Origin of the sequence: Caldimonas brevitalea (genome assembly GCF_001017435.1) — a bacterium.
Taxonomy (GTDB): domain Bacteria; phylum Pseudomonadota; class Gammaproteobacteria; order Burkholderiales; family Burkholderiaceae_C; genus Caldimonas; species Caldimonas brevitalea.
Genome location: NZ_CP011371.1, coordinates 5257663 through 5272334 on the forward strand (window position 1 = coordinate 5257663; position 14672 = coordinate 5272334).

Annotated in this window: 15 protein-coding genes; 11 read left to right on the top strand and 4 right to left on the bottom strand. The window is 68.7% G+C overall.

The window, feature by feature from the left end; all coding sequences use genetic code 11:
- Positions 1-75 precede the first annotated feature (75 nt).
- From AAW51_RS22110 to AAW51_RS22160, 11 genes are all read left to right on the top strand, one after another.
- Positions 76-378: an urease subunit gamma gene (locus AAW51_RS22110; protein WP_047196331.1), complete on the top strand. Its 303-nt coding sequence runs from the start codon at positions 76-78 to the stop codon at positions 376-378.
- A gap of 52 nt (positions 379-430) precedes the next feature.
- The gene (locus AAW51_RS22115; RefSeq protein ID WP_047196332.1) at positions 431-1045 is read left to right on the top strand and encodes a HupE/UreJ family protein; all 615 of its coding nucleotides are present in this window, start codon (positions 431-433) and stop codon (positions 1043-1045) included.
- A 20-nt stretch (positions 1046-1065) separates the two neighbouring features.
- Positions 1066-1371 carry an urease subunit beta gene (locus tag AAW51_RS22120; RefSeq protein WP_047196333.1) on the top strand — a complete coding sequence of 102 codons (306 nt, stop codon included), beginning with the start codon at positions 1066-1068 and terminating at the stop codon, positions 1369-1371.
- A gap of 86 nt (positions 1372-1457) precedes the next feature.
- Positions 1458-3182, top strand: coding sequence for an urease subunit alpha (gene ureC / locus AAW51_RS22125; protein WP_047196334.1), 1725 nt, complete (start codon positions 1458-1460; stop codon positions 3180-3182).
- Positions 3183-3201: 19 nt separating this feature from the next.
- Positions 3202-3864, top strand: a complete 663-nt coding sequence (locus tag AAW51_RS22130; protein WP_238947669.1) for a LysE family translocator — start codon at positions 3202-3204, stop codon at positions 3862-3864.
- Positions 3865-3926: 62 nt separating this feature from the next.
- Positions 3927-4598, top strand: coding sequence for an urease accessory protein UreE (gene ureE, locus AAW51_RS22135; RefSeq protein ID WP_047196335.1), 672 nt, complete (start codon positions 3927-3929; stop codon positions 4596-4598).
- Positions 4598-5311 carry an urease accessory protein UreF gene (locus AAW51_RS22140; protein WP_047196336.1) on the top strand — a complete coding sequence of 238 codons (714 nt, stop codon included), beginning with the start codon at positions 4598-4600 and terminating at the stop codon, positions 5309-5311. Before ureE ends, AAW51_RS22140 begins: the two co-directional genes overlap by 1 nt.
- On the top strand, positions 5308-5958 hold the full coding sequence (gene ureG / locus AAW51_RS22145) for an urease accessory protein UreG (protein WP_047196337.1): 651 nt from the start codon (positions 5308-5310) through the stop codon (positions 5956-5958). The genes AAW51_RS22140 and ureG overlap by 4 nt, the downstream gene beginning before the upstream one ends.
- Positions 5959-6168: 210 nt before the next feature.
- Positions 6169-6513, top strand: a complete 345-nt coding sequence (locus AAW51_RS22150; RefSeq protein ID WP_157360006.1) for a hypothetical protein — start codon at positions 6169-6171, stop codon at positions 6511-6513.
- A 250-nt stretch (positions 6514-6763) separates the two neighbouring features.
- On the top strand, positions 6764-9511 hold the full coding sequence (locus AAW51_RS22155) for a G8 domain-containing protein (RefSeq protein WP_053013847.1): 2748 nt from the start codon (positions 6764-6766) through the stop codon (positions 9509-9511).
- 240 nt (positions 9512-9751) lie between these two features.
- The gene (locus AAW51_RS22160) at positions 9752-10903 is read left to right on the top strand and encodes an ABC transporter substrate-binding protein (RefSeq protein ID WP_047196339.1); all 1152 of its coding nucleotides are present in this window, start codon (positions 9752-9754) and stop codon (positions 10901-10903) included.
- 106 nt (positions 10904-11009) lie between these two features.
- Here AAW51_RS22160 and AAW51_RS22165 read toward each other — a convergent pair whose 3' ends face one another.
- The 4 genes from AAW51_RS22165 to AAW51_RS22180 all read right to left on the bottom strand — a co-directional run bounded on the left by AAW51_RS22165 (position 11010) and on the right by AAW51_RS22180 (position 14185).
- Entirely contained in the window at positions 11010-12014 is a 1005-nt protein-coding gene (locus tag AAW51_RS22165) for a S49 family peptidase (protein WP_047196340.1), read from the bottom strand.
- Positions 12015-12096: 82 nt separating this feature from the next.
- Entirely contained in the window at positions 12097-12483 is a 387-nt protein-coding gene (locus AAW51_RS22170) for a Rieske (2Fe-2S) protein (protein ID WP_047196341.1), read from the bottom strand.
- Positions 12484-12518: 35 nt separating this feature from the next.
- Positions 12519-13196 carry an HAD family hydrolase gene (locus tag AAW51_RS22175; RefSeq protein ID WP_047196342.1) on the bottom strand — a complete coding sequence of 226 codons (678 nt, stop codon included), beginning with the start codon at positions 13194-13196 and terminating at the stop codon, positions 12519-12521.
- On the bottom strand, positions 13193-14185 hold the full coding sequence (locus tag AAW51_RS22180; RefSeq protein WP_238947670.1) for an RluA family pseudouridine synthase: 993 nt from the start codon (positions 14183-14185) through the stop codon (positions 13193-13195). The genes AAW51_RS22175 and AAW51_RS22180 overlap by 4 nt, the downstream gene beginning before the upstream one ends.
- Positions 14186-14672 lie beyond the last annotated feature (487 nt).

A 14672-nucleotide genomic window follows, 5' to 3' on the forward strand; every position in this document is an offset into this window, starting at 1 on the left:
GCTCCGTCATGTTGTCACGGCGAGCGCCTGCCGCAAGTTCGATGCCTTGCCGCCGGTCGCCGCCCACGCCCCACCATGGAACTGACCCCGCGCGAGAAAGACAAGCTTTTGATCTTCACGGCCGCCCTGCTGGCCGAGCGTCGCAAGGCGCGGGGTCTCAAGCTCAACTACCCCGAAGCGGTGGCCCTGATCAGTGCCGCCATCCTCGAAGGCGCCCGCGACGGCAAGTCGGTGGCGCAGCTGATGAGCGAGGGCAAGACGGTGCTGGGCCGCGCCGATGTGATGGACGGCGTGGCCGAGATGATTCCCGACATCCAGGTCGAGGCCACCTTCCCCGATGGCACCAAATTGGTGACGGTGCACCAACCGATTGCGTGAACGACACACGCAGTTGGTGCAGATCTACTCCCCACGCCCCTGAATGATGCCCATGACCCGATCTTTGCCCTGTTCGCTGCTCCGAGCCGGCCTGGCCGCCCTGTCGCTGTGCGTCACGTCGCTGCCGGCGCTCGCCCATGCGGGCGCCGACGCCGGCGGTCACCACGGCTTCTGGGCCGGTGTGTCGCACCCTTTGCTCGGATGGGACCACCTGGCCGCGATGTTGGCGGTCGGGTTCCAGGCCGGCACGGCTGCCGGCCACGACCCGGCGCGGCGGTGGGTCGGACCGCTGGCCTTTTGCGCACTGCTGCTGGCGGGCGCGCTGGCGGCTCGCGGCGGTTGGCTGCCCGGCGGCTTGGAAGTGACGCTCGCGGTGTCGCTGCTGGTGTTCGGGCTGCTGGCCGCCAGCGGTCGGCGGTGGCCGCCCGCGGGGGTCGCTGCCCTGGTCGGCGGCTTTGCGCTGTTCCACGGTGCGGCGCACGGCCACGAGCTGGCCGGCGCGGCGGCACTCGCCGGCATGCTGCTCGCCACGGCCCTGCTGCATGCCGCCGGCATCGCGCTGGGGACGGCGGCGCGAGCGCGTGGCGCGCTCTGGCGACGACTGCCCGGTGCGCTCGTCGCCGGCCTCGGCGCCTGGGCCGTGGCACCGCTGTGGATGGCGGCTTGAGACGGGAAGGAGCACGCCAGATGATCCCCGGAGAACTCTTCACCGACGGCCCCGACCATGCCCTCAACCCCGGGCGCCGCACGCTGGGCCTGGTGGTGCAGAACAGCGGCGACCGGCCGATCCAGGTCGGCTCGCACTACCACTTCGCCGAAACCAACCCGGCACTGCAGTTCGACCGCGAGGCAGCCCGCGGCATGCGGCTCAACATCGCCTCCGGCACGGCGGTGCGCTTCGAGCCCGGGCAGCAACGCACGGTGGAACTGGTGGACTATGCCGGCGAGCGGGTGGTCTACGGTTTCCGCGCCGCGGTGCAAGGCGCCTTGTGAACGCCTGCTGCCACCGCCCGGGCGTCGTGCCCGGCGCCGCCTTGTCCCCGCATGCCTGCTGATCCGATTGCCCCACAAGGAAGCCCATGGCCACTCTGTCCCGCCGTGCTCATGCCGAGATGTTCGGCCCCACCGTCGGTGACCGCCTGCGCCTGGCCGACACCGACCTGATCATCGAAGTCGAGCAAGACCTCACTGTGGCCGGCGGCCATGGCGAGGAAGTGAAGTTCGGCGGCGGCAAGACCATCCGCGACGGCATGGGCCAGAGCCAGCGGCCCAACGGCCCGGGTGCCTTGGACGCGATGGACTGCGTGCTGACCAATGCGCTGATCGTCGACCACTGGGGCATCGTGAAGGCCGACATCGGCCTGAAGGGCTCGCGCATCGCCGGCATCGGCAAGGCCGGCAACCCTGACGTGCAGCCGGGGGTCGACATCGTCATCGGGCCGGGCACCGAGATCATTGCCGCGGAAGGCATGATCGTGACGGCCGGTGGCATCGACACCCACATCCACTGGATCTGCCCGCAACAGATCGACGAGGCTTTGAGTTCGGGCGTGACCACGATGCTGGGCGGCGGCACCGGGCCGGCCACCGGCACCTTCGCGACCACCTGCACGCCGGGGCCGGCCAACCTCGAACGTATGCTGCTGGCGGCCGAGGCCTTCCCGATGAACCTGGGTTTCTTCGGCAAGGGCAACGCCAGCCGCCCGGAGGCCTTGCGCCAGCAGGTCGAAGCGGGCGCGGTGGCGCTCAAACTGCACGAGGACTGGGGCACCACACCGTCGGCCATCGACACCTGCTTGAGCGTGGCCGAAGAGCACGACGTGCAGGTCGCCATCCACACCGACACGCTGAACGAAAGCGGTTTTGTCGAAGACACCGTGGCGGCCTTCAAGGGCCGCACCATCCACACCTTCCACACGGAGGGTGCCGGGGGCGGACATGCGCCCGACATCCTGAAGGTGGTGGGCGAGGCGAACGTGCTGCCCAGTTCCACCAACCCGACCCGGCCCTACACCGTCAACACCCTCGACGAACACCTCGACATGCTGATGGTGTGCCACCACCTCGATGCCAACATCGCCGAAGACCTGGCGTTCGCCGAGAGCCGCATCCGCCGCGAGACCATCGCGGCCGAGGACATCCTGCACGACCTCGGCGCGATCAGCATGTTCTCGAGCGACTCGCAGGCGATGGGCCGCGTCGGCGAGGTGATCCTGCGCTGCTGGCAGACCGCCCACAAGATGAAGCAGCAGCGCGGCGGGCTGCCCGGCGACAGCGAGCGGCACGACAACGCCCGCGTCAAGCGTTATGTGGCCAAGCTGGCGATCAACCCGGCGCTGACGCACGGCATTGCGCACGAGGTGGGCAGCGTCGAAGTCGGCAAATGGGCGGACCTGGTGCTGTGGCGGCCGGCCTTCTTCGGCGTCAAGCCTTCGCTGGTGCTGAAGGGCGGCTTCATCGCGGCGGCCGCGATGGGCGACCCGAATGCCTCGATCCCGACGCCGCAGCCGGTGCACTACCGGCCGATGTTCGGCAGCCATGGCGGCGCGCTGGCGCGCGGCTCGCTCACGTTCGTCAGCCAGGCCGCGTTGCAGGGCGGCGTCGGCGAGCGCTTGCGGCTGACCCGCACGGTGGCCGGGGTGCAGGGCTGCCGCAGCGTCCGCAAGCAGCACATGATCCACAATCACTACACACCGCAGATGCAGGTCGACCCGCAGACCTACGAGGTGCGCGCCGACGGCCAGTTGCTGCGCTGCGAGCCGGCCAGCGTGCTGCCGATGGCGCAACGCTATTTCCTGTTCTGAAGCCTGAATCGAGCCGCCCATGGACCTACCGATGCTGCTGCTGCCCCCGACCGGCCATTTGATCGCGTTTGCCGGTGCCAGCCTGCTGCTGGCGGTGACGCCCGGGCCGGCCGTCATCTACATCATCACCCGCACGCTCGCGCAGGGGCGCCGCTCGGGCCTGGCCTCGGTGCTGGGCGTGGCGCTCGGCAACCTCGGCAACGCGTTGGGCGCGTCGCTGGGCCTCGCGGCCTTGTTCGCGGTGTCGTCAGCGGCCTTCACGCTGGTGAAATGGGCCGGCGCCGCCTACCTGATCTACCTCGGCGTGCAGGCGCTGCGGGCGGCCACGCCGCTCGACACGACCGGGGCCGCCGCACCACGGCCGGTGGCCAAGGCGCGTTTGTTCGCCGACGGCTTTCTGGTCGCGCTGCTCAACCCCAAGACCACGCTTTTCTTTGCGGCCTTCTTGCCGCAGTTCATGGCGCCGAACGCGCCGGTGATGCCCCAGGCCGTGCTGCTGGGCAGCCTGTTCGTGCTGATCGCGGCGAGCAGCGACGCCGTCTATGTCTGGCTGGCCGGGGCACTCGGTCCCTGGTTGCGCTCGCGCACGGCGCCGCCGCGCTGGAGCCGCTACCTGGCCGGTGGCAGCTACATCGGGCTGGGGGTGCTGACGGCGCTGAGCAGCCGCTCGACGTCGCGCTGACGGTACGGCGGCCGCTTCGCTATGCTGTCCAGCTTCCAAGATCTCGCTGACTGAGAGACGCCATGCTGACCGTCAACAAACTCCTGCCCCAAGGCCGCGGCCTGGCCCCGGTGCTGCTCAAGCGCGCCGCCAGCGTCGAACTCGATTGGGACGTGCGCCAGAAAAGCCGCTTCGACGCCACCGACAGCACCGGCCGGGCGCTGGCCGTGTTCCTGCCCCGCGGCACGTCGGTGCGGGGCGGTGACGTGCTGGTGGCCGAAGACGGCTCGCTGGTGCGCGTCACCGCGGCGCCACAGGACGTGATGGTGGTGACCACCTGCGCCGAGCACGGCAGTCGCTTCGACTTGCTGCGCGCTGCCTATCACCTGGGCAACCGCCATGTGCAGCTCGAGCTGCAGCCCGACCGCCTGCTGCTCGAGCCCGACCATGTGCTCGCCGACATGCTGCGCAAGATGCACCTGGTCGTCACGCCAACACAAGCCGCCTTCGAGCCCGAAGGCGGGGCTTACGCGGCGGGCGGGCATGCGCACGGGCACGGCCACAGTCACGGACATGACCACGACCATGGGCACGGCAACGCCTCTGCCGCAACGACAGAGCCCGGGCACGGGCCGCACTGCGACCACGAGCATCACGGACACGAACACGGGCACGGGCACGGCGATCCCAAGCCGGACGCGGCGGCGTCAGGGCACGTGCACGGCCCGCATTGCCGGCACGGCCACTCGCATTGATGCCGCGTGTGCTCGACCGGCGGGCCCCGGCCGCGCCCAACCCGCACACCCTGCTGCAGCTGATGTGGCTGGCGTCGCCGGCCTTGCCGGTCGGCGGCTTCAGCTATTCCGAGGGCCTGGAAGCCGCGATCGAGAGCGGGCGCGTCACCAACGAGACGCAGGCCGGTGACTGGTTGCTCGATCAGCTGCAGCTGTGTCTGATGCGCAACGAGCTGGCGGTGCTGGCGCAATCGCTGCGCGCCTGGCGACGTGGCGACGCCGAGCGGGTGGCCGAACTGAACCAGTGGGTGTTGACGACCCGCGAGTCGGCCGAGTTGCGGCAGCAGACCGAGCAGATGGGCCGCTCATTGGCGCAGTGGCTGCGCCTGCGTGCCGAAGACCCGCGCCTGGCCGTGCTGGAAGCGCTGCAGCCGGCGCCGACCTATCCGGTGGCCTTCGCCCTGGCGGCGGCACAGACCGGCGCCGCTCCCCGGGAGGTGCTGCTGTGTTTCGCCTTCGGTTGGTCCGAAAACATGGTGCAGGCGGCGATCAAGGCTGTCCCGCTCGGCCAGAGTGCCGGCCAACGTATGCTGGCCCGTTTGGCCGACGCCATTCCGCCCGCGGTCGAGCAGGCGTTGCAACTGCGTGACGCGCAGCGCCAGGCCTTTGCACCGATGCTCGCGATTCTGTCGTCTGTCCACGAAACCCAATATTCAAGGCTGTTCCGCTCATGACGTCCGACACCACCGCCCGGCCCGCCGGCCGCACCAAAGCCCGCCCTCCTCTGCGTGTCGGCGTCGGCGGCCCGGTCGGCTCGGGCAAGACCACGCTGGTCGAGATGCTGTGCAAGGCGATGCGGGACCGCTGGGACCTGGTGGTGGTGACCAACGACATCTACACCAAGGAAGACCAGCGGCTGCTCACCGTGGCCGGGGCCCTCGAGCCGGAACGCATCATGGGCGTGGAGACCGGCGGCTGCCCGCACACGGCGATCCGCGAAGACGCGTCGATCAATCTGGAAGCGGTCGACCGGATGCTGCGCAAGTTTCCCGACGCCGACATCGTCTTCATCGAAAGCGGCGGCGACAACCTCGCGGCCACCTTCAGCCCCGAGTTGTCCGACCTGACGCTGTACGTGATCGACGTGGCCGCTGGCGAGAAGATCCCGCGCAAGGGCGGGCCGGGCATCACGAAGAGCGACTTGTTCGTGATCAACAAGACCGACCTGGCCCCCCATGTGGGGGCCGACCTGGCGGTGATGGAGGCCGACACCCGCCGCATGCGCGGGCAGCGGCCGTATGCGATGACCAATCTGAAGACACGCGCCGGGCTGGACGACGTGATCCGGTTCATCGAGACCAAGGGCTTGTTGACCGTTTGAGCGCCTGCGGCCCTGCTGGGCCGCGCCCGGGAGAGCGCGGCACCGCACCTTGCGCGTGCACCCGGTCGAAGGCGGCACCGTTGCTCCATCGGCGGTGACCGTTGTTCGCCAACGGCGTCGGCAGATCTTGACGCAGCCCGGCCTCGCAGTAGGGTGGCGGTTTCGTCTGCCCGGCCGACCCGGCCCTCTCGCTGCATGCAAGCCCTGCTCGTGACCTCAGCCGCCGTCTGTGCCTTCGTGGTCGCCGGCTGTAGCGCGCAGCCGTCCGGGTCCGCAGCCAGCCCGGAAGGGTTGGCGCGTGTCGAGCAGGCCTGCGTCGATGCGATGGTGAAGAGCCGCTGCAGTGTCATGGCCGGGCCCTCGGCCGCTGAAGGCGCCAGCACGGTCTTCATCGCCGGCGTCGGGGCTGTGGACGTGCAGGCCTACCGCGCGTTGCGTGCCAGCGGCGAGGCGATGTGCGAGGTGGTCCGTCGCAGCTGTGAGCAAGACTGGAACGGACAGCAGTGCGTCACCGCGCGTCACCTGTGGACCGCCGCCAACACGGCGGCCCCATGACGTCCTGCCGAGAGGGGGCCGCGGAGCAGCCACTCCTGTCGCACACGTCTGTTGCGCAGACCACCGCAATGCCTCGCCAACCTTTACATGCGGTTGCGCACCCCCCGGTTGACGCTGCACGTCCTGACAGCTGCAATCGCCTCCAACTCAAACACCGGGTCGCCGCGCGCTTGGCGGGCGAACGACCTCATCTGCGCAGTGTTGTGGCTGTGTCATGCCATCCGCCGTGCGGCGGCCGAGAGAGGGCACCATGATTCCTGCGGACGCACCGCGCCAGTTGTCCCCCGTTGCCGCCGCGCGCGCGGCGATCTTCGTCGCCACTTTGCTGCTGGCGTCGTGTGGTGGCGGCGATGAGAAGTCGAGCGGTGCGCCTGCGGGCGCCCCTGAGTCGGCATCGCAACCTGAACCTGAACGACGGCCGGCCGTCGAAGACCACGCGCTGGCGTGGTCCCAGCCCAGCACCTGGGGCGGGCAGCTGCCGACGGCCGGTGTCGAAGTGGTGATCCCGGCCGGCAAGATCATCACGCTCGACACCGACACGCCCCCGCTGGCCGGCCTGCGCATCGAAGGTACGCTGCGTTTTGCGCGCCGCAACGTCGCGCTGACGGCCGGCTACATCGACGTCACCGGCGCCTTGGAGATCGGCACGGCCGATGAGCCCTACACCCAGCAGGCCGTCATCACCTTGACCGGCGCGCCCAGGACACCGAACGACGGTGTCTCCCGCGGTCTCAACGTGCGCGGGGGCCGACTCGAGATCCACGGCGCGGCGCCGCAGCCCGTGTGGACCCGGCTGGCTGCGCATGCGACGGCCGGCACCACGAGCTTGCAGCTGAACGACACGACGACCGGCTGGCGCGCCGGCGACCGCGTGGCGATTGCGCCGACCGACTTCTATGGCGCCACCGCCACCGAACGCCTGACCTTGTCGGCGGCCGGCGGGACGCAACTGACCCTGAGCACGCCGTTGGCCAAGTTCCGCTGGGGCCGGCTGCAATACGTGACCGACCACGGCATGAGCCTGACCGAAGACCCGAGCTTCGTGCCGCCGGCCAGCCCCGCTCCCACCGTGTTGGACGAGCGCGCGGCGGTCGGCAACCTCAGCCGCAACATCGTCCTCCAGGCGCCCGACGACGAAGCCTGGCGCAACAGCGGCTTCGGCGTGCACGTGATGATCATGAACCTGGCGTCCAAGGTGGTGGTCGACGGCGTCGAGATCCGGCGCGCGGGCCAGGCCGGCGTGGTGGGCCGCTACCCGTTCCACTGGCACATGCTGAGCTACGACGAGCAGGGCCAGCTGCGCGGCGACGCGGCGGGCCACGTGATCCGCAACAGCAGCGTGTGGGACTCCTCACAACGCTGCATCGTCGTCCACGGCACCAACGGCGTGCAGGTGCTGCACAACATCTGCCACGACATCGCCGGCCACGCCTTCTTCCTGGAAGACGCGGTGGAACGCCGCAACGTGTTCGAAGGCAACCTGGCGCTCAAGATGCGGGCCCCGCCGCCCGAGCGGCGCCTGCAGGTGCACGAGGGTGAGATCCACGAAGCCGGCCCGTCCGGGTTCTGGTTGACCAACCCCGACAACATCGTGCGCCACAACCTGGCGGGTGACACCGCCGGCAACGGCTTCTGGCTGGCCTTCCCGCCCAAGCCGCTGGGGCTGTCGGCCCGCGTGCCGCTGCGGCCCGACCGCATGGCCCACGGTGTGTTCGAGCACAACACCGGCCACAGTGCACGCGCCTCGGGCATCTTGCTCGAGCACGTGCCGATCGACGCTGCAGGCAACACGGTGGGCAACTACTACATCCCGACCGCCGACGGCACCGACGGGGGCCCGCGCCTGAAGTTCACGCTCAAGCGCATCACCTCGTACAAGAACAACGGCGGCGCCTACCGCAACCGGGCGGTCAACCCGCAGTATGTCGAGTGGGTCACGGCCGACAACGTCGGCACGCACTTCGCCGGCGCGGTGCAGGTCGGCGAGTTGACCCGGGCGCTGGTGATCGGCACCAGCCTCAACCAGCAGACGCTGCCTCCGTCGGACGAGCCGCCGGTGGCCTTCGCCAGCTACCACTCGGCGCTCGACATGCACCACAACACCGTAGTGAGCTTCCCGTTCGTCGCCGGCAAGTCGAGCGGCGTGTTCAAGACCGATGACTACTACCTGATGGGCGTCGACAAGGGGCCGGTGCGCAATGCCAACAATCGGCTGATCCAGAGTTCGCCGGGCTACCGCACCCTGCCGCCCCACATGGACGGACAGCCGCTGAACCGGCGCCACTGGACCTTTGCCGGTGCGTTGTGGGACCCGCACGGCTATTGGGGCCCCAAGGGCAATTACTGGGTCTACGACGTGCCCTTCCTGACCAGCGGCGCCCAGTGCGCGGCGGCGGCGCCCGCGGGCCAGAACGGCAGGAGCTGCGACGGCGAGTACTACGGCGTGCAGAGCTACAAGACCGATTTCGACCCGAGCGACTACTCGTTCACGTCCCCCGTCGAAGTGACCCGACAAGACGCTACCGGCAACACCATCGGCACCTGGTCGGTGGCCGACGGGACCGTTTCGACGATGCTGGGCCACATGCGCCACTTCGCGGCCCGCAACGGCGGCCGCTACGTGCTGAGGTTCCCCGGCCGGCCGCTGCCGCGCTCCATCGAGCTCAGCATCACCAACGTCTACCGCAGCTCCGATGCCTTCATCCTGGCGGTGAGCTTCGACGGTTCGCTCGACGCCACCGGCTACCTCACCTCGTGGCACAACCGCGCCGAGCCGAAGTCGTGGAGCCCCGACACTCGGCCCGACCATGTGCGCCGTTTCACGCCGGCCAACAGCTATGCGGAGGTGCTGAACGGCAACGGCAACCTGGTCTGGCAGGACCGGGCCAACCACTTGGTATGGGTCAAGGTGCAAGGTGGGCTGACACCGCAAACCGGGCCGGTCAACTCCGACCAGGACCTGTACCGCACCTACGGGCTGTTGCTCTACCCTCGATAAAGGCGGACGCCAGGGTCCGGGCGGGTTGAGTTGCATCGACCCGCCTCGGGCCTCCTGCGCACCCCGGCCCCGCCGGCCATCGCCGGCTGACACGGCACTCGGCGGGGGGGCCCTGCCGGGCCGGCGACGGAATCCACATTCCCTCGGAAAAAGCGGGAATATCAAGGGAATTTCCCCCCTTTTGGGCCATCCCAAAGGAGATACAAGCACTCACAATCGTGGGTTCGCATTGGAGGAACGATGTCCCAGGAATTCTCGAACCCGATCGCCCGACGTGCTTTGCTGAAGGCCGCGGGTGCCGCGGCGGCCGCGATCGCCCTGCCCACGACGGTGCGTGCCCAAGAGCAAGCCTTTGTGATCGGCCAGACGGCATCTCTCACCGGCCCGCAGGCCTACCCCTATGTGGAAATGAACCGGGGCATCAAGGCGGCGTTCGACGAAATCAACGAGCGTGGCGGGGTCGAAGGGCACCGTCTCGAGTTCCGCAGCCTGGACGACGCCGGCATGCCGGAGAAAGCCACCGAAAACGCGAAACAGCTGATCGAGCGCGACAAGATCGTCACCTTCTTCGCCTGCGGCGGCACCACCAGCGTGTTGGGCCTGCTGCCGGTCGCGCAACAGGCCAGGGTGCCCCTGATCGCGCCGGCCACCGGAAGTGACGCGCTGCGTGTCCACAATCCGCTGGTGATCCACACGCGCACGAGCTATTCGGGCGAGCTGAACAAGATCGCCCAGCAGCTGAGCACCACCAGCTTGCAGAAGTGCGCCGTGATCTACGGCAACGACCCCTTCGGCAAGGCCACGCTGGCGGCCTTCGAAGCGGCCGCGAAGCGCCACAACAATACCGAGTGGAAGGCATTTCTGCTCGCGGGCGACAGTGCCGAAGAGGTCCAGAAGACCGTCGCCGAGGTGGTGGCCTTCCAACCATCGTCGCTGCTGTCGCTGGCGATCGGGACCGGGAGCATCCTCTCCTGGCGTTCCTTGCGCCAGAAGCTGCCCATGGCCGCACCGTTCCTGATCTCGTTCTTCGGCGTGAAACCGCTGCTGGACATGCTCGGCGACAGCGCCAAGGGGGTCACGGTGGCCCAGGTGGTGCCGAACCCGGACAGCGGCACGATCGCCGTGGTGCGGGCCTACCAGGCCGCGCTGAAGAAGGCCGGCAACCCGACCACCTCGTACCCGTCGCTCGAGGGCTACATCAGTGCGCGCATCCTGGCCGAGGGCCTGCGCCGCGCCGGCCGCGGCGCCAGCAGAGACAGGCTGGTGGCCGCCTTCGAGACCATGCGCCCGTTCGACCTGGGCGGCTACGAAGTGAGCTACGGCCCGCGTGACCACGAAGGCTCGAGCTTCGTGGAACTGACCTATTACAACGGCGAGCGGTTCCGCCGTTGAACGAACGAACCCGGTCACGACGAGGGGCCCCGACGGGGCCCCTTTTGTTTGTGTCGCGCGCAAGGCCCGGCGGGCGGGCCCCTGTGCTTCTGTGCGCCAGCGCCTCTCAGCGCAGCGAGCCGGCGCTGCGCAGGGCCTGCACCGCGCCGCTGCCGATCGCCGCGCCGAAGCGCTTGACCAGCCGTTCCGCGACGTTCTCGCGCGGCGTGTAGTCGATCACCTCTTCGGCCTTGACCACCTCGCGCGCGACGTAATCGAGCGTGCCGAAGTGGTCGACCAGCCCCAGCGCCACCGCTTGTTCGCCGTTCCAGAACAGGCCCGAGAACAGCTGCGGCTCGGGCTTGAGCCGGTTGCCGCGGCCTTCTTTCACGACGCTGATGAACTGCTGGTGGATCTGGTCGAGCATGGCCTTGGCATAGGCCTTCTCTGTTTCCGACTGGGGCGAGAACGGGTCGAGAAAACCCTTGTGCTCGCCGGCCGTCAGCAAGCGCCGCTCGATGCCGAGCTTGTCCATCAGCCCGGTGAAGCCGAAGCTGTCCATCAACACACCGATCGAGCCGACGATGGACGCCTTGTCGACATAGATCTCGTCGGCCGCCACCGCGATGTAGTACGCGCCCGACGCGCACACTTCCTCGACCACCGCGTACACCTTCTTCTTGTGCAGCTCTTTCAGCCGGCGGATCTCTTCGTTGATGATGCCGGCCTGCACCGGGCTGCCGCCCGGCGAGTTGATGCGCAGCACGACGGCCTGGGCGCCGGCGTCTTCGAAGGCGTTGCGCAAAGCCGACAGCAGGTTCTCGGCGCTGGCCTCGGCGTCGACGGCGATTTCGCCGCGCACGTCGATCAGCGCGGTATGCGGCCCGGTTTGTGCGTTGGTCGCCGCACGCTGGCTGTAGCCCAGCGCCAGGACGGTCAAGGCCACCAGCAACCATGCCAGGCGGAAGAAGATGCGCCAGCGCCGCTCGCGACGCCGGTCGTCGAGGTAGGCGCGTGCCAGTTGCGCCACCAGCGCGGTGTCGCTGGGCGCCGCGGGAGCCGACGCGGCCGCCGGGGCCCGGACCGGCTCGGCTTGCACATCGGGCAGGTCGCCGGGATCGTTCGAATTCATGGTGTCCCTGAAAAAACGAAGTGGAGAGTACAACCGCCGACCAGGGCCGGCGGGCTGCCCCGAGCCTCGAGGCGTGCCGGCTTCAGTCGGTGAAGGCGGGCTGAATATCGCCAGAAGGATACCAATAGACCTTGCCGTCGCGCTCATCAACCTCAACGCGGATCAAGCCCTCGCCACGACACGGGCCGCCGACGCAGTGCCCATCCCGCGGGTCATACAAGGCCCCGTGGATCGAACAGATGATCCAGTCCCCGCTGTCGTCCAGGAACTGGTTGGGCTGCCAGTCCATCTCGACCGGCACATGGGCACAGCGGTTCACATAGGCCACCGGGCGGCCATCGAAGCGCAGCGCAAAGGCGCGTGCCCCCTGGCTCCACAACACGATGTCGAAGGGCACGGCGGGCCCGCGCTCGACCAGGGCGTCCGCCTCGCACAACTCGACTTCCGTAGGCTTCAAAACTTCACTCATCACGACTTCCTACCGATCACAACATCCACGCGCCCTCAGGCGTTTGCATCCAGCCATTGCTGCAGCTCGCGCACCGAGTGGGCGACGAAGCGCGGCCCGTAGTCCTGGAAGAACGTGGGCTCGTGCGCGCCGTAGCTCACCGCGACGCTCGCCGTGCGCGCGTTCACGGCCAGCTGCAGGTCGTGTGTGGTGTCGCCGATCATCAGGGTGCGTTCCGGCTCGACGCCGAACTCCGCCATCAGCTCTTCGAGCATGCGCGGGTGCGGTTTCGGCAAGGTTTCATCGGCCGTGCGGGTGGCGTCGAACACGCCCCGCAGCAGCACCGTCTTGAGCGCTTCGTCGAGCCCGCGGCGCGACTTGCCGGTGGCCACCGCCAGCCAGTGGTGGCGCTGCTTCAAGGCCTGCAGCATGCCCAGCACGCCCTCGAACAGCGTCAGCTCGTGCTGGCGCTTGAAATAGTGCTGACGGTAGCGTTGCGTCAGTTCGGGGTAGAGATGCGGCGCCAGGCCCGGTGCGGCGTGCTCGAAGGCTTCCTGCAAGCCCATGCCGATCACATAGGCGGCGCGGCTGTCGTCGGGCACGGGCACCTTCAGATCGGCGCAGGCGGCCTGGATGCTGCGCACGATCAGCGCGGTGGAATCGAACAAGGTGCCATCCCAGTCGAACACGATCAGGTCGTACTGGCGCGGGCGGTGAAGACGGTGGTCGTTCATGGATGGGCCGGCAGCACCGGCAGGGCAGACAACAATTCGGTGCACTCGGACGGCAGCGGCGCTTCCAGCTGGATGGTCTCGCCGTTCGCCGGATGTTCGAAACGCAGCCGACGGGCGTGCAAAAACATGCGGTCGAAACGGCACCCGGGCACGGCCTCGCCGCGGGCGAGTGCCTTGTTCAGCGCGAAATCGCCGTATTTCTCGTCGCCGGCGATCGGATGGCCTTCGTGCAGCAGATGCACGCGGATCTGGTGGGTGCGGCCGGTCTTGATGGTGACATCGAGCAAGGTGAAGCCGGCATAGGTTTCGGCGATGCGCACCAGCGTGATCGAGCGGCGGCCATCGTCGTCGGCCGGCGACACCGCGCGCACGCGCCGTTCGCCCTCGCCGGTGAGGTATTTGTGCAGCGGGACGTCGATCACCTTGCGGTTCGCCGGCCAGGCGCCGACCACCAGCGCCGCATAGGTCTTGCCGGTCTCGCGCTGGCGGAACTGGTCCTGCAGCAGGGTCAGCGCGCTGCGCTTTTTCGCCAGCAACAGCACCCCCGAGGTCTCCTTGTCGAGCCGGTGCACCAGTTCGAGGAAGCGGGCCTGCGGGCGGGAGCGGCGCAATTGCTCGATCACGCCGAAGCTCACACCGCTGCCGCCATGCACCGCGACGCCGGCGGGCTTGTTGACCGCGAGCAGATGGTCGTCCTCGAACAACACCGGGAACTCGCGCGCCGGCGCCGGCGGGGCGGAGGCGCGCTCGGCCTGACGCACCGGCGGCACGCGGACCTCGTCGCCCAGGGCCAACCGCGTGTCGGCGGCCGCCCGGCCCTTGTTGACCCGCACCTCGCCGCTGCGCACGATACGGTAGACGTGGGTCTTCGGCACGCCCTTGAGCGTCTTCAGCAGGAAGTTGTCGAGCCGTTGACCCGCGGAGCCTTCGTCGATCACCAGGCGCTGCACGGCCGGTGCGCGCGCCTCGGGCCCGGCGCTGGGGACCACAGCCTGTTTCGGGGCCGCTGGCCGCGACCCGCGTGGGGCGCGGCCAGCGGTTTCAGCAGGTTCCACCTGCCTTGGCCGTTTCGCCCCTATAATCCGTTGCACCACGTTTGCGTTGTAAGTGTTTGATTTTCAAGAGTTTACCCGCCACTCTGCCGACCCTGATCGGAAGAGTGTCGACAGCACGGGCAGGCAAAGTGGTTCGCAAGGCCCAGGCGTGATGAAGTTGCAAAACGCCGGCCCTGCATATTTGGTGATGCAACGCAGTCCGGCATGGCGGGCCGCTTCCCAAGGTGAAGTGGCGGCCGAGGTTGGGGCTGCGATAGAGCGAACGTCGAAAGAACCCAAGAACAAGGTTTCCGGCCGCAGGCCGGGCCCGCCCGACCGTTGGGGGCCGACCCGGCCCGCGGCGACATCGGGTGTCCGCCTGCAGCCCGCTCCGAAGACTCTCCCCACGGATGCTGTTCCCCCTCCCCTCGCTTCCCCCCTT